The sequence below is a fragment of the Janthinobacterium lividum genome (genome assembly GCF_034424625.1).
Lineage (GTDB): Bacteria > Pseudomonadota > Gammaproteobacteria > Burkholderiales > Burkholderiaceae_D > Janthinobacterium > Janthinobacterium lividum.
In genome coordinates this window covers 3,232,891-3,250,965 of record NZ_CP139976.1, presented here as the reverse complement: position 1 = coordinate 3,250,965, position 18,075 = coordinate 3,232,891, and the positions used below count along the sequence as shown (strand labels likewise).

20 protein-coding genes are annotated in these 18,075 nt (G+C 60.8%); 10 read left to right on the top strand and 10 right to left on the bottom strand.

The window, feature by feature from the left end; all coding sequences use genetic code 11:
* The first annotated feature begins 171 nt into the window (after positions 1-171).
* Together U0004_RS14685 and U0004_RS14680 are read left to right on the top strand one after the other, a co-directional pair.
* Entirely contained in the window at positions 172-2,262 is a 2,091-nt protein-coding gene (locus U0004_RS14685) for an Ig-like domain-containing protein (RefSeq protein WP_070256192.1), read from the top strand.
* Between the two features lie 253 nt (positions 2,263-2,515).
* Positions 2,516-3,541, top strand: a complete 1,026-nt coding sequence (locus U0004_RS14680; RefSeq protein ID WP_231958244.1) for a LacI family DNA-binding transcriptional regulator — start codon at positions 2,516-2,518, stop codon at positions 3,539-3,541.
* A gap of 52 nt (positions 3,542-3,593) precedes the next feature.
* On the opposite strand, the gene U0004_RS14675 is transcribed toward U0004_RS14680, so the two are convergent.
* Positions 3,594-4,013, bottom strand: a complete 420-nt coding sequence (locus U0004_RS14675; protein ID WP_034751100.1) for a YidB family protein — start codon at positions 4,011-4,013, stop codon at positions 3,594-3,596.
* A 259-nt stretch (positions 4,014-4,272) separates the two neighbouring features.
* Here U0004_RS14675 and U0004_RS14670 point away from each other — a divergent pair, with 259 nt between their 5' ends.
* The 3 genes from U0004_RS14670 to U0004_RS14660 all read left to right on the top strand — a co-directional run bounded on the left by U0004_RS14670 (position 4,273) and on the right by U0004_RS14660 (position 5,870).
* The gene (locus tag U0004_RS14670; protein ID WP_034751103.1) at positions 4,273-4,485 is read left to right on the top strand and encodes a hypothetical protein; all 213 of its coding nucleotides are present in this window, start codon (positions 4,273-4,275) and stop codon (positions 4,483-4,485) included.
* A 109-nt stretch (positions 4,486-4,594) separates the two neighbouring features.
* On the top strand, positions 4,595-5,323 hold the full coding sequence (locus U0004_RS14665) for a hypothetical protein (protein WP_070256195.1): 729 nt from the start codon (positions 4,595-4,597) through the stop codon (positions 5,321-5,323).
* Positions 5,324-5,396: 73 nt separating this feature from the next.
* Positions 5,397-5,870 (top strand): DUF6328 family protein, encoded by a 474-nt coding sequence (locus tag U0004_RS14660; RefSeq protein WP_070256198.1) that lies wholly within the window; start codon positions 5,397-5,399, stop codon positions 5,868-5,870.
* On the opposite strand, the gene U0004_RS14655 is transcribed toward U0004_RS14660, so the two are convergent.
* Entirely contained in the window at positions 5,867-6,769 is a 903-nt protein-coding gene (locus tag U0004_RS14655) for a LysR family transcriptional regulator (protein WP_070256201.1), read from the bottom strand. The genes U0004_RS14660 and U0004_RS14655 overlap by 4 nt on opposite strands.
* Before the next feature lie 102 nt (positions 6,770-6,871).
* Between U0004_RS14655 and U0004_RS14650 the strand changes: the two genes are divergently transcribed.
* From U0004_RS14650 to U0004_RS14630, 5 genes are all read left to right on the top strand, one after another.
* Positions 6,872-7,888, top strand: a complete 1,017-nt coding sequence (locus tag U0004_RS14650) for an aldo/keto reductase (RefSeq protein WP_070256204.1) — start codon at positions 6,872-6,874, stop codon at positions 7,886-7,888.
* A gap of 19 nt (positions 7,889-7,907) precedes the next feature.
* On the top strand, positions 7,908-8,324 hold the full coding sequence (locus U0004_RS14645; protein ID WP_070256207.1) for an SRPBCC family protein: 417 nt from the start codon (positions 7,908-7,910) through the stop codon (positions 8,322-8,324).
* A gap of 294 nt (positions 8,325-8,618) precedes the next feature.
* Entirely contained in the window at positions 8,619-9,836 is a 1,218-nt protein-coding gene (locus U0004_RS14640) for an MFS transporter (RefSeq protein WP_034781463.1), read from the top strand.
* A gap of 166 nt (positions 9,837-10,002) precedes the next feature.
* A complete protein-coding gene (locus U0004_RS14635; protein WP_139144134.1) occupies positions 10,003-10,743 on the top strand; it encodes a HipA family kinase in 741 nt (246 codons plus the stop codon).
* Positions 10,740-11,579 (top strand): DUF3037 domain-containing protein, encoded by an 840-nt coding sequence (locus U0004_RS14630; protein WP_070256213.1) that lies wholly within the window; start codon positions 10,740-10,742, stop codon positions 11,577-11,579. Before U0004_RS14635 ends, U0004_RS14630 begins: the two co-directional genes overlap by 4 nt.
* Before the next feature lie 113 nt (positions 11,580-11,692).
* Here the strand turns inward: U0004_RS14630 and U0004_RS14625 are convergent, their stop codons facing one another.
* From U0004_RS14625 to U0004_RS14590, 8 genes are all read right to left on the bottom strand, one after another.
* Complete coding sequence (locus U0004_RS14625; protein WP_070256216.1) at positions 11,693-12,391, bottom strand: aspartate/glutamate racemase family protein; 699 nt, start codon at positions 12,389-12,391, stop codon at positions 11,693-11,695.
* 121 nt (positions 12,392-12,512) lie between these two features.
* Entirely contained in the window at positions 12,513-12,959 is a 447-nt protein-coding gene (locus U0004_RS14620; protein WP_070256219.1) for a hypothetical protein, read from the bottom strand.
* A 60-nt stretch (positions 12,960-13,019) separates the two neighbouring features.
* The gene (locus U0004_RS14615) at positions 13,020-13,436 is read right to left on the bottom strand and encodes a hypothetical protein (protein WP_070256223.1); all 417 of its coding nucleotides are present in this window, start codon (positions 13,434-13,436) and stop codon (positions 13,020-13,022) included.
* A 3-nt stretch (positions 13,437-13,439) separates the two neighbouring features.
* Complete coding sequence (locus U0004_RS14610) at positions 13,440-13,925, bottom strand: hypothetical protein (RefSeq protein ID WP_139144135.1); 486 nt, start codon at positions 13,923-13,925, stop codon at positions 13,440-13,442.
* A gap of 17 nt (positions 13,926-13,942) precedes the next feature.
* Positions 13,943-14,461 (bottom strand): hypothetical protein, encoded by a 519-nt coding sequence (locus U0004_RS14605; protein WP_070256229.1) that lies wholly within the window; start codon positions 14,459-14,461, stop codon positions 13,943-13,945.
* A gap of 317 nt (positions 14,462-14,778) precedes the next feature.
* Positions 14,779-15,177, bottom strand: coding sequence for a hypothetical protein (locus U0004_RS14600; RefSeq protein ID WP_070256232.1), 399 nt, complete (start codon positions 15,175-15,177; stop codon positions 14,779-14,781).
* A gap of 477 nt (positions 15,178-15,654) precedes the next feature.
* Positions 15,655-17,181, bottom strand: coding sequence for a hybrid sensor histidine kinase/response regulator (locus U0004_RS14595; RefSeq protein ID WP_231958235.1), 1,527 nt, complete (start codon positions 17,179-17,181; stop codon positions 15,655-15,657).
* Positions 17,182-17,201: 20 nt separating this feature from the next.
* On the bottom strand, positions 17,202-18,032 hold the full coding sequence (locus U0004_RS14590) for an alpha/beta fold hydrolase (RefSeq protein WP_070256235.1): 831 nt from the start codon (positions 18,030-18,032) through the stop codon (positions 17,202-17,204).
* Positions 18,033-18,075: the final 43 nt, after the last annotated feature.

Below are 18,075 nucleotides of genomic sequence, written 5' to 3'. Positions count from 1 at the left end.
CCTTCCCTGAATAAAGGGGCGTTATGTTATCAGAAGGCAGGCCATTGCACCAGCAAAACCCGTTCGACGGGGTCAACAGCATAAACTTGCTTTGCATCAAGTAGCGGCCGCGCGCAAAAGCTACTCTTGGAAGTGATGCCGAGCAACTCGGCCAGCTCCCGGAGACCCATCGTGCCCCTCGCCCGCCTGCGCCACCTGCCCGCTGCCTTGCTGCCTGCTACCTTGCTGGCGGCCTTCTTCGTTTCCCTGGCCGGCTGCGGCGGCGGTTCGGCCGATACCCAGGCCGGCGCCGGCTGCTCGCTGCACAGCACGGCAGGCTGCGGCGGCAGCCCGCCGCCCACCGTGCCGCCCGTGAAGCCGCCAGTTACCCCGCCCGTGACGCCACCCGTGATTCCGCCCATCACGCCGCCCGAGCCGGCCAGCCTGGCCAGCGCCGTCAACCTGGTCTTTTCCAGCACGGAACTGGCCTCGGCGGGATTGGCTGGCAGCGAAGTGGCCGTCACGGCCCTCGTCAAGGATGGCGCCAACCTGGCCTTGCCAAACGCAAAGATTTCTTTTGCCGCCGATTCCGGCATCCTCGGCAACGTCGACGCCGTAACGGACAAGAACGGCCAGGCGCGCGCTTTGCTGGGGACCGGCGGCGTCAACAGCAACCGCAGCATCACCGTGACGGCGCATGTCGGCACGCGCAGCGGCAAGGGCACGGTGGCCGTCACGGGCAGCAGCGTGGAAGTGCTGGGGCCGGCCGCATTGATGCTGGGCCAGGGCGCCGACCTCACCGTCACCGTGCGCGACTCGGCGCGCAAGCCCGTGGCCGGCGCCGCCATCGCCTACAGCACGGGTGGCGGCAACGGCGTGCGCGTCAAGGATGGCGGCGCGGCGCTCAGCAATGCGCAAGGCCAGCTGCTGTTGCGCCTGACGGCTGGCAGCCTGGGCAAGGATGCCGTCTCCGTTAGCGCCCTGGGCGCCGCCACCACGCAAGCGTATGCCGTGGCCGGCAGCGACCTGCGCCTGAGCCCGGCCGTGGGCCAGGACGCCAGCGGCGCGGACGTGCTGCCCGAGATCGCCACCCTGGCGTGCCAGCCCATCGACGCGCGCTATGACAGGGCGGGCGTGGCGCAAGCGGGCAGCGCCAGCCTGTCGACCTCGCGCGGCAGCCTGTTCAGCGACAGCGCCTGCAGCCAGGCCTTGCCTGCCAGCCTGATTTTCAGCAATGGCAACTTGCCGCGCAGCTACGTGCAATCGGCCAACGCGGGCGTGGCCACCATCACGGTCGCCGTGGCAGGCGGGCCCACGGCGCAGACGCGGCTGGAATTCATCGCGCCATTGAGTCCTGCCAGCAAGCTGGCCGTGCAAGCGGACCCGGCAGTGCTGCGGGCCAATCCCGGCAATGGCGTGCCCGCCGACAGCATCAGCACAAGTATCAGCACAATCAGCGCCGTCGTGCGCGATGGCGCCGTCAACAACCTGGTCAAGAACGCGCCTGTGCTGTTCAGTATCTTGAGCGACCCCAGCGGCGGCTACCTGCGGCAGGCGGGCCGGGTGCTGACGGGCAGCGGTGGCCTGGCGCGCGCCGTGTATGTGGCGGGGCCGGCCGACAGCGGCCGCGACGGCGTGCTGATCCAGGCCCGCATCGAAGGCGCGCCGCAAGCGGCGGCCACGGCCCTCGTACGCCTGACGGTGGCGCGGCAAGCGCTGTCGATCAAGCTGGGCACGGGCAGCCTGCTGCGCGAATATTCCCCCAGCGTGCTGCAGAAGGACTTTGCCGTATTCGTGTCCGACAGCGCCGGCAATGCCGTGCCCGGCGTTGCCATCACGGCCGCCGTCTGGCCCAGCCGCTATGCCAAGGGATCTTACGTGTGGCAGGCGGACAAGCCCGAATTCCCCGACACGGGCATCTGGCGCCTGGCCCTGCCCCACTACAGCTGCGCCAACGAGGACGTCTTGCGCAACGGCATTTTTGACGCCGCCTACGACAGCAACGGCAATGGCGTGCTCGACCCGGGCATCCCCCTGACCGTCAGCGCCAGCGGCCTGAGCGACACGCTGGGCATGGCCACCGTCACCGTCAGCTATCCGCGCAACTACGGTTCCTGGGTGGACGTCGTCCTGACTGTGCGGGGCAGCGTCAGCGGTACGGAGGCGAGCGCCACGGCGGAATGGCCATTGCCTACCCTGGCCAGCGATTTCAGCGCCCGCCGCGTGGATCCGCCGGGACGCCTCAGCCCCTATGGCAGCGGGCCGTGCGACAGCAGCGATTGAGGGGCTGCCCGAGCACTTGCCATTCAGTCATATTTTTTTGCAACATGAACAATAAGCGTGAATAAGCATGCAGTCTTGCCATAAGGCAATCTTTTGCGCTATGCTCATTCTGCCCGCCCAGGCCGTCACAAGCGGCCGGGCCTGCAGGAATACTTTGAGACAGGTTGCTTGCCAGACCAATATGCGAAAAAAGAATACTGTAGCCCGGACACCCATCACCACCACCCGCGCCATACCCGGCGCCGGACGACGCGTGACCTCGTATGACGTGGCCCTGCTGGCCGGCGTGTCGCAATCGGCCGTGTCACGCTGCTTCAAGCCGGGCGCCAGCATCTCGCCCGCCACCCATGCCAAGGTCATGCAGGCGGCCATCACCCTCGACTACATCCCGAACGCGGCCGCGCGCAGCCTGATCACGCGCCGCTCGAACCTGGTGGCCGTCATCATTTCCAACCTGGCCAATCTGTACTATCCGCAAGTGTTGTCCGACCTGAGCCAGCAAATCGCCCGCCTGGGCAAGCGTCTCTTATTGTTTACCCTGGAGCGCGAAGCAGACATTGGCAAGGTCTTGTGCGATGTGTGGCAATACCAGGTCGACGGCGCTGTCGTGGCCGCCTGCCTGTCGGACGAGCAGATGGCTGAATTCGGCCGGCGCGACGTGCCGCTGGTGCTGTTCAACCGCAGCCCGCGCGAGCACGCCGTGCACGCCGTACTGTGCGACCAGGCCGAAGCGGCGCGCCTGCTCGTCTCGCGCCTGGCCGAAGCGGGCCACCGCCAGTTTGCCATCATCGACGGCCCAGGCGACTCGGCCGTCGCGCAGGAACGCAAGGGCGGCATGCTGGACCGGCTGCTGACCCTTGGCTTGCCCGCGCCCATCGTCGTCAGCGGCAACTACGACTATGCCAGCGGCGGACGCGGCTTGCGCAAGGTCATCGACCGCCTGGGCCGCGTGCCGGACGCCGTCATTTGCGGCAACGACATCATGGCCATCGGCTGCCTGGACACGGCGCGCCACCAGATGGGCATCCAGGTGCCGCTGCAGATGTCGGTGGCCGGTTTCGATGCGATGGAAGCGTCCGGCTGGCTCAGCTACGACATCACCACCCTGCGCCAGCCCGTGCAAAAGATGGCCACCGATGCCGTCGCCATGCTGGGCGAACTGATGGAGCGGCGCGGCGGCATCGCCGAGCGGCGCCGCTATTGCTCGTATCTGGTCGAGGGGAGTACGGCGCGGCTGACTGCTGAGCAGCACCACTTCGGCATGATGGCCGCCGCCTGAAAACAAAAAAACCCCGCATCGCTGCGAGGTTTTTTGTTGCCGCATCGGTTGATCAGCCGAAGATCTTGCCCTTGAGCATATTCAAGCCCTGGCTGACGAGGTCATTGCCTTCCGGCACCTGACCATCGGGCGTCAGCTTGTCGATCAGCTGGGGCAGCAAGGCTGCCAGGCCGCCCGAGGCCGCGTCCGGTGCGACGCCCGCTTTTTCAGCGATCTGGGTGATGGTGTCGCTGCCGAGCGCATCCTTGATCTGTTCGCCGGAGACGGGCGCATTGGCGCCGGTGCCGATCCAGCTGGCCACCTGGTCGCCGAGGCCGCTTTCCTGGAACTTCTGCAGCAGGCCGGGCAAGCCGCCATGCTGGTTGACCAGGTCCATCACGCTGGCCATCAATCCCGATGGGGCTTCCCCGTCAGCACTTTTATTGCCCAAAGCGCTCATCGCCTGTCCTGCAAGTTGGTCTAGCAAACTCATCGTATTCTCCTGAACGCTATCGATTAGTGCCGCGTGACTGCGGCGTCGGTATGGCGCAGACCATTCTCCGCCACGGAAATCATTATACTATGAATAATAACAGTGACATAATTACAACCCCAAGGCGAACGCACAGACGGCCTCAGTGTCGAGGCGCCCACCTCCATCATATTTAGTTCGGCACAACTTGCAAGCGTAAATTGATCGTGCGCAAAAACGTGTAGAATTAATTTTCCTACTTACTGAGGAGTATCAACATATGAACATCAATAAAGCGGTAGACAAGGCTTACGAAAAAAAGACGTTCAAGGAAATCGCTGATGCCCCCGTCGACGCGCTGCAAGGCGTGAGCGAGAAGGATGCGGAGCTGCTCAAGCAGGCATTCAATATCAAGACCGTGCGCGATCTGGCGAACCTGAAATACTCGAAATGGGCGCGCGCCATCGTCACCCTGGCCGATACGGAAGAATAGACCGGGCCATGCTTTTGGCATCCCCGTCAGCACAGCCCGCCCGAATCGGCGGGCTTTTTCATTCCAAACAGCCAGCGGCTGGCAAGGCGATAGCCGCCGGGAGGCGCCATTGGCCACGCCGCTGACCCTGCCCGGCATCTGCTGGCCCCTGCAAGCGAGCACAGGCCATCTTGCCGTCACCACATCCCACATCACGGGCCACTTTCGCGCCGGTGCGGGGCTGGACGCCATCGTCCTGTGTGATCTGCTGCCCGCTGGAAAATTTCGCAACGGCGCGGCGCGCCACTGGTGCCGCACGCACCAGTGCTACTGGGGCACGCAAGCCGATCTGGCCGGCTGGCAAGCAACACAGCCCATGCGTTGCCGCCAGCACGCCAGCCCCATGGGCTATGTGCTGTATCCGGAATTGTTCGACCCCACGCAATTCCACGCCAGCACCCTGCGCCTGGGCAATGATGGCCTGCTGCAACTGCGCGCCCGGGCCAATGACGGCGGCGCCCTGCTTGCGCGCGACGCGGCCGCGCTGGCCATCGACTGCCGCACCCTGCCCGGCCTGTTTCCTCCCGACATAGTGCAACTGAATATCACACCGCCCGCCGCGCAGGCGTTCGCCGCCGCGCTACAGGCTGGCGGACCGCTGGGCTGCAGCGACTGCGCCCGCTGCAGCCACCCGCACCTGGATCTGGGCGACTTCGCGCTGGCGCCGCACCGTCGCCACAGTTGCGGCCATTGCGGCCACGACGCCTCGCACAGCGCCACGGCCATCGTCTCGACGCCGCTGTGGCGGCTGCGCGAGTACGCCGCCCGCCTGCCTGGGCGCGGCATGCAATGCTTCTGAAGGTGCGCCCGCCCACAGTCGGGCAAGGCACTGCCGGGTAGACTGGTTCCATTACCATCACGAGGACGGTCCCATGCCAACAGCGCAACACCAGGATGAAAATGACCAGCCAGGCGATGCAGGCGACTTGTCCGACCTGCTCAGCGAATTGCGCATCCTCTTGCCCGGTGCGCAGATGCTGACGGCCTTCCTCATCATCCTGCCCTTCAACGGCGGCTTCGCGAAGATCGTGCAGGCGGAGAAAATCGTCTTCCTGCTGACGTTTTTCCTGTCCATGACCAGCCTGGTGCTGCTCAGCGCGCCAGCCATCCAGCACCGCGTGATGCGCCCCCTGCAAGACCGCGAGCGCTTCAAGCGCGTGGCCGACCGCATCATGATGTGCGGCGCCTTTTCCCTGGCGCTGGCGTTTATCTTAGGCACTAACCTGGTGATGTCGGAAGTGTTCGGCCACGTCGCCGGCATCATCGCCTGCGTGCTGATGGGCGCGCTCATCATTTGCATGTGGTGGTGGTTGCCCTTGCACTTGAAACACGCGAGGAAAATCTAGGCGGCTACGCTCGCCTGCTGCAGCAAGGTTTCCCGGAAAATCCCCACCAGCGGACGCAAATTGACCTTGTGCCAGGCCAGCCACAGGGGCGTGCGGTAGCTGAACCACGGCAATTCCCTTACGACGACGCCGGCCGGCGCGTGCTGGCGCAGGCTGTGCTGGATCATGGCCATGCCCAGCCCGGCCGCCACCAGGCCCAGCGCCGTCAGCGGCTCTGTTGCTTCCATGCGGATATCGGGCGTAAAACCGGCGCGCGCGCAGGCGGCGATGAAATTATCGTGTTTCAGCACGCTTTCCTTGTGCAGCACGGCAATCCATTCCTCGCCTGCCAGATCGTCCGGGGTCAGCTCGGCCTTGTGCGCCAGCGGGTGCGTTTCCGGCAAGGCCAGCAGCATGGGGTCGCTCAGCACTTGCGCGCAATCGAGGTCCGGGTCGTTCGGCAGCGGCGGCTCGCACAGCAGCGCGATATCGAGGCTGCGCTGGCGCAAGCCTTCGATCTGCTCGGCCGAATGCAGGTTGTACAGGGCGATGTGCACTTGCGGCCGCGTGGCTCGCAAGGCGCGCAAGCCGTCCGGCAACACGCCCGCATGCATGGCGTTTTCGATGTAGCCTATGCACAGGCCACCCTCGTCGCCGCGTCCCAGCCGTTTCGCCAGTGCTTCCAGGCGGTTCCCGTGGGTGATAAACGCGCGCGCTTCGGCCAGGAAGGTATGGCCGTCGCGCGTCAGGCGGATGCGCTGGGCGCTGCGCTCGAACAGGGTCAGGCCCAGCCTGTCTTCGAGCTGGGCGATTTGCCGGCTCAGCGGCGACTGGGAAATATGCAGGCGCTCGGCGGCCCGTCCCACGTGTTCTTCCTCGGCGACGGCGATGAAGTATTGCAATTGGCGTATGTCCAGCACGTCAGACCTTTCAGGACTCAAGTTACGCCAATTATGTCTTGGACAGGCTTAACTTGTCTAGCTATTCTGTCTTCACTGATCCACACATTGAAGGAAAACATCATGACAATCAAACACTTACTGACAGGCAAACTGGGTTTCGGCACGGCGCCGCTGGGCAATATGTTCCGCAACATTCCGGAACAGGAAGCGCTGGCGACCGTCGACGCGGCGTGGGAATCGGGCATCCGCTACTTCGACACGGCCCCGTTCTACGGCGCCGGCCTGGCCGAGCTGCGCCTGGGTGCCGCCCTGAAGCAGCGCCGCCGCGACGATTACGTGCTCAGCACCAAGGTCGGCCGGCTGATCCTCGATGAACTGGAAGACCCCGCCGCCCGCGAACTGGGCGAAAAAGGCGGCCTGTTCGAATTTGGCCGCAAGAACAAGATTGTCGATGACTACTCGGCCGACGCCACCCTGCGTTCGATCGAAGACAGTTTGAAACGCCTGGATACGGACCACCTCGATATCGTCTGGGTCCACGACATCGCCCAGGATTTTCATGGCGGCAACTGGCTGGCGCAATTCGAGATTGCCCGCACGGGCGCCTTCCGCGTGCTGACCCGCTTGCGCGAAGAAGGCGTCATCAAGGCCTGGGGCGTGGGCGTGAACAAGGTGGAACCGCTGGAACTGACCCTGGACCTGGCCGAAGCCCAGCCGGACGCCTTCCTGCTGGCCGGCCGCTACACCCTGCTCGACCATGAACGGGCGCTGCAACGGCTGATGCCGGCCGCGGCAAAACAGAACGTCGACATCGTCGTGGGCGGCCCCTACAGTTCAGGCATCCTGGCTGGTGGCGCGCACTTCGAATACCAGAAAGCCTCGCCCGAGATCATTGCCAAAGTCGAACGCATCAAGTCCATTGCCGCACGCCACGGCGTCAGCGTGAAGGCGGCCGCCCTGCAATTTTCCCTGGCCAATCCGGCCGTGGCCGCCGTGATCCCCGGCGCCAGCCGTCCGGAACGCCTGGCCGAAGACCTGGCAGCCTTGAACAGCGTCATCCCCGCCACATTCTGGCAAGACATGCGCTCCGAGCAACTGGTGTCGGCTTTCGCGCCCCTGCCCGGCAGCCCTCTCTGATATAGACAAGGAATTCATCATGGCACACACGACTACTTCGATCGACATCGCCGCCACACCGGCACAAGTGTGGCAACTGATCGGCGGCTTCAATTCGCTGCCCGACTGGCTGCCCTATATTCCCAGCAGCACGTTAAGCGACGGGGGCCGCATCCGCCACCTGGCCAACCCGGCCGGCGACGTCATCGTCGAGCGGCTGGAAGCGTACGACAATGCAGCGCGCAGCTACAGCTATTCCATCCTGCAGGCGCCGTTTCCCGCCACCGATTACCTGTCGACCCTGCAAGTGAGCGCGATTGCCGGCAGCGACGGCGCGCGGGTCACCTGGTCGGGCCGCTTCACGCCCGTGCGCGTGAGCGAGCAGGAAGTGACGGAGCTGTTCCACGGCATTTATGTGGCGGGCCTGGAAGCGCTGCAGCAATCGTTAGCGAAGTAATACGCAAGGAAGACCATTTCCGCCACAGCCAGGCTTTCTTCGCTCTCCCTGTGGCGGAATCGCGCATATTCCGTGTTATCGTTAACAACAAGAGCAAACGCTGTTGTGTGCAGTGCAGCAGATTTTAGCCGGCGCCCTGCAGAGCTTGCCCGAATCTTTTACAATGTTGTCTTTGGGCAGCTCTTCTAGCCCGAGAATACCGGCCATCCGTCGATTCTGGTGGCGCATTGCCACCTCCGGCTGGGCCACTGCGCGCCCCTCCGCCCTGTCATTCTTTACCCAACTAACAAGAACATGCACGCCTCCGTAGATCCCCTGATTCCGCGCGTCACCGCGCCATTTGGCGCTGGCTATGCCGACCTGGCCCTGGCCATCGGCGGCCTCGCCATCGGCACGGGCGAATTCGCCTCCATGAGCATCCTGCCCGTGGTGGCCGACGACCTGGGCACGACCTTGCCGCAGATGAGCCACATGATCAGCGCCTACGCGCTGGGCGTGGTCATCGGCGCGCCCCTGATCACGATCTTCCTGGCGCGCATGCCGCGCCGTTTGATGCTGATCTGTCTGATGCTGATGTTCGCTGGCGGCAACTTGCTCAGCGCTATCGCCCCTAACTATGGCTTGCTGGTCGTCGCCCGCTTCGTGGCCGGCATCCCGCACGGCGCGTACTTTGGCGTGGCGGCGCTGGTGGCGGCCGCCCTGGCCGAACCAGACCGGCGTGGCCAGGCCGTGGCCCGCGTCCTGATGGGCTTGACCGTGGCAAATATCTTTGGCGTGCCGCTGGCCACGTATATCGGCCAGACCCTGGGCTGGCGCTCGGCCTTTTTGCTGGTCGCCGCGCTGGGCTTGCTGACCATGCTTATGGTGCGCATCTTCGTGCCCATGGTCGCTGCCGGCGATTCGAGCCCGCGCCGCGAACTGGGCGTCTTCCGCCGCCTGCAAGTGTGGCTGACCCTGCTGATGGTGGCGATCGGCTTCGGCGGCATGTTCGCCGTCTACACGTTTATCACGCCAACCCTGCTGGAAGTGACAAAAGTGTCGCCCCTGGTCATTTCCATCTTGCTGGCCATTATCGGTATCGGCATGACCGTGGGTAATCTGATCGGCGGCTGGCTGGCCGACCGCTCGCGCCTGTGGACCATCTTCGGCGTGCTGCTGTGGAACGTGGCCGCCCTGGCCGCCTTTACCTATACCAGCAGCAATGTCTGGTTGACGGCGATCAACCTGTTCGCCATCGGCGCCGGCATCGCCGTCGCCCCGGCCGTGCAGACGCGCTTGATGGACGTGGCCGGCGACGCGCAAACCGTGGCCGCCGCCCTCAACCATTCCGCCTTCAACATCGCCAACGCGCTGGGCGCCTGGGCCGGCGGCATCGCCATCGCCATGGGCATGGGCTTGCGCTCGACGGGCTGGGTCGGCGCCATGCTGGCCTGCGGCGGCATCGTCGTGCTCGGCATTTCCGTGCTGGTGGAAAATCGCAGCCGCAATGTGGGCGGCGCGCAGCCGGCTTGATGCTTGCGCATTGGTAGGATAATTTTCTTTGGATAGTTATCATTTCCTATATCATGAATAAAGATCGGATCTCGCAATTCCTGCTCATCCGATTTCTTTACATGATGAATGTGCAAGCCATGAACAAAGCAATCATCGCTAGATACACATCTGAAAGCTGTCCTCTGTGAATACAGCGACCATCTTCATTGACGAGGTTCTCGGGAGAGCGCAGCAAGGCATAACCGAGCCATTTATTTGCCGAGGCGACGATGGAGCGATTTACTTTATCAAAGGCAAAGGGGCTGGTCGGCGTAGCCAGATTTGTGAGTGGGTCTCGGCGCAACTGGCGACCGAATTTGGCCTTCCCATCGCGGAATATGCATTGGCCGAAGTGGCTGAGGAACTCATTGAGGCAAATGCATTTCCAGATATCAGTCAACTCGGTAGCGGGATAGTCTTTGCATCGAAAGAGCTTCCACATCCACAAGAGTTGACAGCGATCACACGAGACCTTGTGCCGGATCAACTGGCAAGCGATGTGTTGGTTTTCGACTGGTGGTTGCATAACGAAGATCGTCATTTAACCGCACGTGGCGGCAATCCTAACTTGCTTTGGGACATGCAGAGTTCAGAATTGGTCGTGATCGACCATAACCAAGCCTTTGATCGACACTTCGATTCGAGCAACTTCCTGAAAACGCATGTGTTTGCGAGCAGGTGGAATGACATTTTTAGCGACCATTTTCAACGCGAACACTACGCAAGGAAACTGGAGGCAATTTTGCCAAAATTGGCGAATATCCGTGCTAACATACCCGACTCTTGGTGGTATGTTGACGAGGGCGTCCCAGCAAATGTGACATGGGATGAAATCGAAGCATGCCTGCAACGGTGCCGCCGAGAAGATTTTTGGAATACCCCATGAAAAAGTTCGCCTGCCAATATGCTCTTTTGCGATTTCGCCCGTTTGTCGAAACCGGAGAGTTCGCCAACGTCGGTATTGCGCTGATCGCCCCCGAAGCGCGCTTCTTTGGCTTCCGCATACTGAAGCGGTATGGCCGCATCACACAATTCTTTCATCAGCTTGACCGTCAAATTTATCTGGATGGCCGCCAACTCTTTAAAGAAGAGATGGATCGCTTCGCTCTTGAGCTTCGTCGGCTGGCACTAGATGGACGAAAAACACAGCCAAATATTGTTCTCGCAAGAAATCTGTTTGCTGAAGTGGTACGCCCACGAGAAGCGATGCTGCAGTTTGCCGATCAACGAGTCGTCTTGGCGGAGGATCCAAAGGCCAAACTTCTGCAGCTGTTTGATCATTATGTCGAACGCAACTTTGTAACCAAGGAATACCAAGAGCGTTTACTGGAAAACAATGTTCGCAAACTCCTCATCAACGCGCAAATCGGAGCGCGATATCAACGTGAAAAGCTTGGTACAGAAGACTTCGCCGTAAACTTTCCCTTTGTCGACATGGTTGAAGGCAAAGCTGAGCGGGTGATCAAACCACTGTACCTTGCTCAAGGCGACAGCACCAAGATCCTTACGCATGGTGGTCAATGGGTTGACAAAGTCCGGCGCCTACGCAAACGCAATGCATTACCACCAAAGGTCTTGTTCCCCGTCACTCAACCGGCGGCCAACACCAAGCCTTACCATGCATTCCAAGAGATTCGGCAAGATTTGCTGGCTGAAAATGTACAGGTAGTGGCCGCAGACGATGAACGTCAAATACTCAAGTTCGCGACTGACAGAAGCTGACTTTAGCGCCTGATCATAATAGTAGCGATCTTGAAAGTGGCCGTACCGCTCAAAATGTCCGTGAATGACCCAGGTCGCTACTTATATCGCGCAGAGGACATTGACAGGTATGGCTACTCCGCAATGGCAAACGCCACCGCCGCCTCGCAATGAATCGCCGTGGTATTAAATAGCGGCAAATCGACATCGCCGAGCTTGACCAGCAATGGAATCTCCGTACAGCCCAGAATCACGCCCTGCACGCCTTTTAGCCGCAGTTTCTCGATGATCTCCAGGAAAATGTTCCGGCTGGCGTCGGTAACAATATTCTGCACCAGTTGCGTGTAGATAATGTCGTGCAAGATTTCCTGGTCGGCCTCATCGGGCGTCACGGTCGTGATGCCCAACTTCTCCAGCGCATCGTGATAAAAGCGGCCCGTCATGGTCTGTTTAACGCCCAGCAAGCCGACCTTGCGCACACCCGACTGCCGCACCCGCTTCGCAGTTTCCTCGACGATGCTGATAAAAGGCAAGCCGATCCGCGGCACGACGGCCGGCGCGAAGCGGTGCGCACCATTCGCGCACAGCAGGAAGAAATCCGCGCCCATGTCTCGCAGGCGCAGCCCTTCGCCGATCAGAAATTGTTCGATGGCATGCGAATCGGGCTGCGCCGCGTGCGCAACGAAATCGGCCTGGTCCATGCTGACCAGCATGATGCGCGCGCTGTGCGCGGGTCCGATGCACGCCACCAGCATTTCATTGATGAGCCGATAGTATTCCAGGGTGGAGGCCCAGCCGATGCCGCCAAGTAAACCTATAGTCTTGTTTTGCACATTATTCCCAGCGAAAAGAATTGCGCAAATTATACGTTGAGATATATCAATTTATCTGCAGCGATGCAAGCGGACAGGACTGTCAGAAGTGACGCATGTCAACGATGGAGCGCCAGTCCACTTAATGGTCCGTGCAACTCGCGCCAAAGCCCGTGCGCCAATGCTTGTAGCCCGTTCCCGCGTTAGCCGCCTCCGCCAGCAAACGCTGTATCGCATGGAAGCCGAACAGGCTGGCGCAGGCGCACAGCGCGGCGTCATCCACTTCATCCTCGTATGCATTAAGAAATAGTTCTGCCAGCAAACCTTGCAGCGATGCATAGCTGCACCACACCTCGTCAATATTTTCCAGGCTGCAGCGCTCGAAGCGGCCATTGGCGGGATTGAAGTAATCGAGCACCATGCCGCATTCCCACAGGGGTACGATGCCGCGCCCGGCAATGGGCGAGGATCGCCACGCACGCGCCGCCCGGCAATGGTAATCCAATGGCGCCGCAACGCTGTCACCATCCAGATGACGCAGCATGGCTTCGCTGAGTCCCAGCGCGCTCAGCGCTTCCTGATGACTCATCGCCCTGCCCTGACGTGGCGGCAGCGAGCCATCAGACATCCGCCACAATGCCGCCGCACCTTATGCATCTACCCACGCAAACAGCGCCTTGTCCGGCATGGCAGACCGATGCCAGTTCGATTTCAATTCCAGGAGAAATCCAGCCAGGTCGAATGGCTGAACATCGATACCCGCCCATGGTGCCGCTCTGGACCATGCCACGGCAAGCTCCAGCAGGTCGTCATCCGCCATCCGGCCGATCGCCTGCGCAATCGCATCATTGAATACGTAAATATCGTGCCCCTCGATCCGCAGGGGCCGCAGCGCATGTTCTGCCGACTGGGTCAGCAATTGCGCCAGTGACGCAAAATCGAGTTCCCCTGGCAAGGTGATGCCGGTGACGGGAAACGCATCGAAGGCATCTTCCCAGCTGGCACATGCGCGCATCCCGGCGTCGGAACAGACAAAAATATCGATTTTCTTTATGTATTCAATCATGTATCAGCACAATTGCTTGTTGATGAGTTCAAGCAATTGCGCATCGACGTTTTCCGCCTCCAGCACAATCGCCCGCAAGTCCGCCAGTGCATAGCGTACTTCGTCCTGATGGCCACCCGGATAGCCGCTCACGTGCACCACTTGCTGCGTGAACGGCAGGATACCCCAGCGGCCATGGGCAAAACGGTTCCGCTGGAGACTGACCGATTTCGCTGCCGCATGCCATGCATGGCATGCCCGCAGAAAATCGGCGCGCTCCTGATGCAATACATCGGCGAAGCACAGGAAAAAATCCAGCTTTCTGGCAAAGTGGCAGTTCGACAATGCCGCTTCCGATGCACTCATCTTGGCCATGACAGACATGGCCACAAGATGGAGCGTCAGATTTAATTCGATGCGGGAGAAAACAAATAAAAGCTTGCCCAGGCAACAACTGGCAAACTCTTCCATGTCTTCAGCGTTCAACTCCCCTTCGGGTATCGGCAACAAGGCGACTCTCCTTCCGTTCAGCAGGGCACGCCCTGCCGGTTCGACCTCTCGCGGTCATACCGCCGTTCAAAGGCGCCGACGTCGGCGGCTTCTGCCCACAAGCTTGCAATGTAGTCGAATTCCAGCTCGAATGGCTGCTCGAAATCGGCCACGTCCGTCGCGTATTCGCAATTGCGGCTCAGCATGACCAGCCAGTCGGGATAGCCTAGCGCCGGATACAAGCGCGTCAGTTTGGCGTCGAGCGACTGCACGCTTTCGCGGCCTGCCAGGTAGGCGGCGCGCAGTTCGACGATGTATTTGCCAGCGAGGAATTCCTCCTCCACGCGCGCGTCGCCACGGTAGCGTCCGATGATGGCCTCGGCCAGCGGCAGCACTTCGTCGCGGCTGCGGGCGCTGGCCAGCAGCACGATATTCAGGTCGTCGCCCTCCTGGTCCAGGCGCAAGCGCTCCACGGCCCAATCTACGCAGCGATCCGCCCGGCCATCGCCATGGCGCAGCTGGAAGCACTCAAGCTCAAGTTCTGTCAATTGTTCCATTGTTCTTCTTCGCAAGCGCGTAGCTGCCATAAACGGTGCACGGCACCTGGAAGGATGGTTATTGCGGTCATATTATACGACGGGCAGCGAAAAGCACACGCATGGAATATCACTTGGATAGACTGGGAGCACGCTTCGACATGGAAGGAAAGGAAACAATTAATTATATTGCCGCGCAGCGGGGTATTTAATCATAAAAATGGAAACAATGAACTAATTATAAATACAAACCCAAGGTTTTTCGGGAAATTTTTTTAAGGAAATATCAAAACAAAAAGGCCATGTACGCGGCATGCCGGACATGGCCATCACCTCGCTTATTGCGGATTCGTCGCCACGATGAATGGATCGAAGGTCAGCAGAGTATTGCCCGACAACAACAAGGTTATCGTATATTGCACATTGCTGCCTTTGGCATTGACGCGGCCACCCCATACGGTGCTGTCATATTGCGGGTAAGGCGCCGGATTGATCATGCCGCTGGTGATGGCGGTGCCATCGAAGTTGTGAATGGAAACCCGCTCGGCCGGGTCCAGCGAGGTGACGTTCCAGACGATGGTGTCGCCGTTCTCGCACGTTGTCACCAGTTCATTTCCGCCTTCGCTGCCATTGCCCGAGTAGCCGGTCGTATCGACCATGAAGACGTACTTGCTCAGATTTTTTTGTGCCACTGCCTGACCAACATTGACCGCTACCAGTACATTAATTGTTGCCATGATTTTACCCCTATTTGGAATGGAATTAAACATTACAACTATCCTTTGTGCGATGAAATAATGAAGGCCTAGTCAAATTAGCAGCAGCGCTTTCTGCGCAATCGGAACCCATCACTGGCGCATAAAAATACGCAGAATATATCAATTAAAAATACACGAAATATATCAATAAGTCACAAAATCTATCAATAACATCACGCACGCCATGATCAATAAGACTTTTTAATCTTCATTACCGCAACCACGATGAGAGGATATTTTAAATATTTTTTCAAGTCAAATTATTTCTAATAATATTTAGAATCTATCCATTAATAACATTTAATTTTCAAATGAAATTTTTTATAGATTAAGTATTAGCATTCCGTATTTGATTTACCGCAAGCAATAGAGGTATTTCAACGGAAATAGATGACAGGGAGGAGAACAGGCGCAGGCAATGGGTGCCGCATCCGGGCCGGATGGCCCTAGGAAAATTCAGTTCGTTTGCAACATCTTCTGCAGCACCGCATCAAGCTCATAAAAATCCACGGGCTTGGTCAGGTGCAAATCAAAGCCCGCATCGGACGCCATCTCGCGGTCCTTGTCCTGGCCCCAGCCCGTGACGGCCACGAGGATGGCATCCTTGCCGCAGGGTTCACTGCGCAGCAGCCGCGCCACGTCGTAGCCATTCATGTGCGGCAAGCCGATGTCGAGCAATATCACTTGCGGCATGAAGCTGTGCGCCGCCTCCATGCCGGCCGTGCCGTCGTAGGCCGTGCGCACGTCATAGCCGAGGATGTCGAGCGCCAGCGCCAGGCTTTCGGCCGCGTCGGCGCTGTCATCGATCACCAGCACCTTGCCTTCGCGCGTGCCGGCCAGCAAGCGGCGGTTGGGCTCGGGCGGCGCCAGCAAAGGCACGGCCGGCAGCGGCAGGCGCAAGGCAAAGGTGCTGCCCTGCCCCACGCCATCGCTGTGCGCGCTGATACTACCACCATGCAATTCGGCCAGGCCCCGCACGAGAGACAGGCCGATACCCAGGCCGCCCTGGGCCCGCGACAGGGCCGGCTCCAGCTGCGAAAACAGCTCGAACACCTTCTCCAGGTGCCCGGGCGCGATGCCGATGCCCGAATCGCGCACGGTAATGTGTACTTCGTTAGCCGTGCAGGCCACCTCCAGCCCGATGACGCCATTGGCGGGCGTATACTTGACGGCATTGGTCAGCAGGTTGGCGATCATCTGCCCCAGGCGCGTGGCATCGGCGTCGAGCCAGATAGGCTGCGGCCATTGCTCCACGAGCACCTTGTGGCCGGATTGCGCGGCCAGCTCCGCCACGCTGTGCAGGGCCGCTTCGACCACGGGCGCCAGTTCCACGCTGGCGCGGCGCAGTTCCAGACGGCCCTGCGTGATGCGCGACACTTCCATCAGATCGTCGACCAGGTGCGTCATGTGCCCCACTTGCCGACCCAGCACGTCTCGCGCCCAGCACAGTTGCGGGTCGTCCAGCTGCGCCAGGCGCAGCACTTCCAGCACATTGCGCATGGGCGCCAGCGGGTTGCGCAGCTCGTGCGCCAGGGTGGCCAGGAACTCGTCCTTGCGCCGGTCGGCGGCCGCCAGTTGCTCGTTGAGCTCGCCCGCCTCCTTGCGCGCCAGCTGCAGCTGCTGTTCGTATTTGCGCCGGTCGCTGGCGACAAAGACGGCGATCTCGTCATAGCGCAGGCCCTCGTGCACGCGGCGCACGGCGTTGAACAGCATGGGGATGGAATGCCCCTGGCGCTGGCGCATGTCGAGCAATATTTCCGACACGCTGCCCTGCACCTGCATCAGGGGCAGCCAGTGCGTCTGGTGGAATACGCGCCCGCCGATGGTCAGCAAGTCCTGCAATTTCTTTTTGCCGAGCAATTCCCCGGCGCCATAGCCGAGCCAGCCGCAAAAAGTGGCGTTCGCCTGCACGATGGTGCCGTCGGCCGTGCACAGCAGCAAGCCGCACGCCGCGTGCTGGAACAGGGTACCGGTATCAGGCATGGAAGGCATCGTGTCGCGCATTACAGGTGCAGGCCATCGAGAAAATGACGGATGGTGCGGTAGCTGGCGTCGGGCACGCTCATGTGCGGACAATGGCCGACATTCTCGATCACCTGCAGGCTGCTTTGCGGCAGCATTTCACGCAAGTACTCGCCCACGGGCAGCGGCGCGATGAAATCGTCGCTGCATTGCACGATCAAGGCCGGCGTGCTGTTGTGCGGCAAGACGGCGCGGTGGTCGGACAAAAAAGTGGTTTGCGCGAAATGCCGGGCGATGGCCGGATCCGTGCGGCAAAAACTGTTCACCAGGTCTTGCCCCAGCGCCGGCTGGCCGGGCGCGCCCATGATGGCGGGCGCCATGCCGGCGGACCAGCCCAGGTAATTGCTCTCCATGGCATCGAGCAAGTCATCGATATCGGCACGGCTGAAGCCGCCCCGGTAGCCGGCCGCCGCATCGTCGACATAGCATGGCGACGGCGCCAGCATGACTTGCGCGGCGAACAGATCCGGCTCGGCGATCGTCGCCAGCAAGGCGCTCATGGCGCTGACCGAATGGCCGATGCAAATCACGGGGCCGCCGCCGACCGCATGGATGACTTGGCGCAAATCGGCCCCATGCGCGTCGAGCCGCGCATAGGTATCGAAATCATAGGCGGCCAGGTCCGAAGCGCCGCTGCCGACCAGGTCGAACAGCACGGTGCGGTAGCGCGCACGAAACAGCGGTTCCAGGTAGCGCCACATGGTTTGATCACAGCCAAAGCCGTGCATGAACACCATGGTAGCTGCCGCGCCCGCCTGCGGTGCACCGCTGCGTTCGCTAATGCGGACATTGTTCCTATCTTCTATGCGCATGCCGCTTCAGCCTTGAATATTTCCACATGGAATGTAAATTAAC

Bases quoted from the DNA above. Each gene is read 5' to 3' on its own strand.
- U0004_RS14670 (WP_034751103.1), top strand. From the start codon at position 4,273: ATGAACATCAATAAAGCGGTAGACAAGGCTTACGAAAAAAAGACGTTC.
- U0004_RS14615 (WP_070256223.1), bottom strand. From the start codon at position 13,436: ATGATTGAATACATAAAGAAAATCGATATTTTTGTCTGTTCCGACGCC.
- U0004_RS14605 (WP_070256229.1), bottom strand. From the start codon at position 14,461: ATGGAACAATTGACAGAACTTGAGCTTGAGTGCTTCCAGCTGCGCCAT.
- U0004_RS14595 (WP_231958235.1), bottom strand. From the start codon at position 17,181: ATGCCTGATACCGGTACCCTGTTCCAGCACGCGGCGTGCGGCTTGCTG.
- U0004_RS14675 (WP_034751100.1), bottom strand. From the start codon at position 4,013: ATGAGTTTGCTAGACCAACTTGCAGGACAGGCGATGAGCGCTTTGGGC.
- U0004_RS14645 (WP_070256207.1), top strand. From the start codon at position 7,908: ATGGCACACACGACTACTTCGATCGACATCGCCGCCACACCGGCACAA.
- U0004_RS14600 (WP_070256232.1), bottom strand. From the start codon at position 15,177: ATGGCAACAATTAATGTACTGGTAGCGGTCAATGTTGGTCAGGCAGTG.
- U0004_RS14660 (WP_070256198.1), top strand. From the start codon at position 5,397: ATGCCAACAGCGCAACACCAGGATGAAAATGACCAGCCAGGCGATGCA.
- U0004_RS14620 (WP_070256219.1), bottom strand. From the start codon at position 12,959: ATGAGTCATCAGGAAGCGCTGAGCGCGCTGGGACTCAGCGAAGCCATG.
- U0004_RS14640 (WP_034781463.1), top strand. From the start codon at position 8,619: ATGCACGCCTCCGTAGATCCCCTGATTCCGCGCGTCACCGCGCCATTT.
- U0004_RS14630 (WP_070256213.1), top strand. From the start codon at position 10,740: ATGAAAAAGTTCGCCTGCCAATATGCTCTTTTGCGATTTCGCCCGTTT.
- U0004_RS14650 (WP_070256204.1), top strand. From the start codon at position 6,872: ATGACAATCAAACACTTACTGACAGGCAAACTGGGTTTCGGCACGGCG.
- U0004_RS14590 (WP_070256235.1), bottom strand. From the start codon at position 18,032: ATGCGCATAGAAGATAGGAACAATGTCCGCATTAGCGAACGCAGCGGT.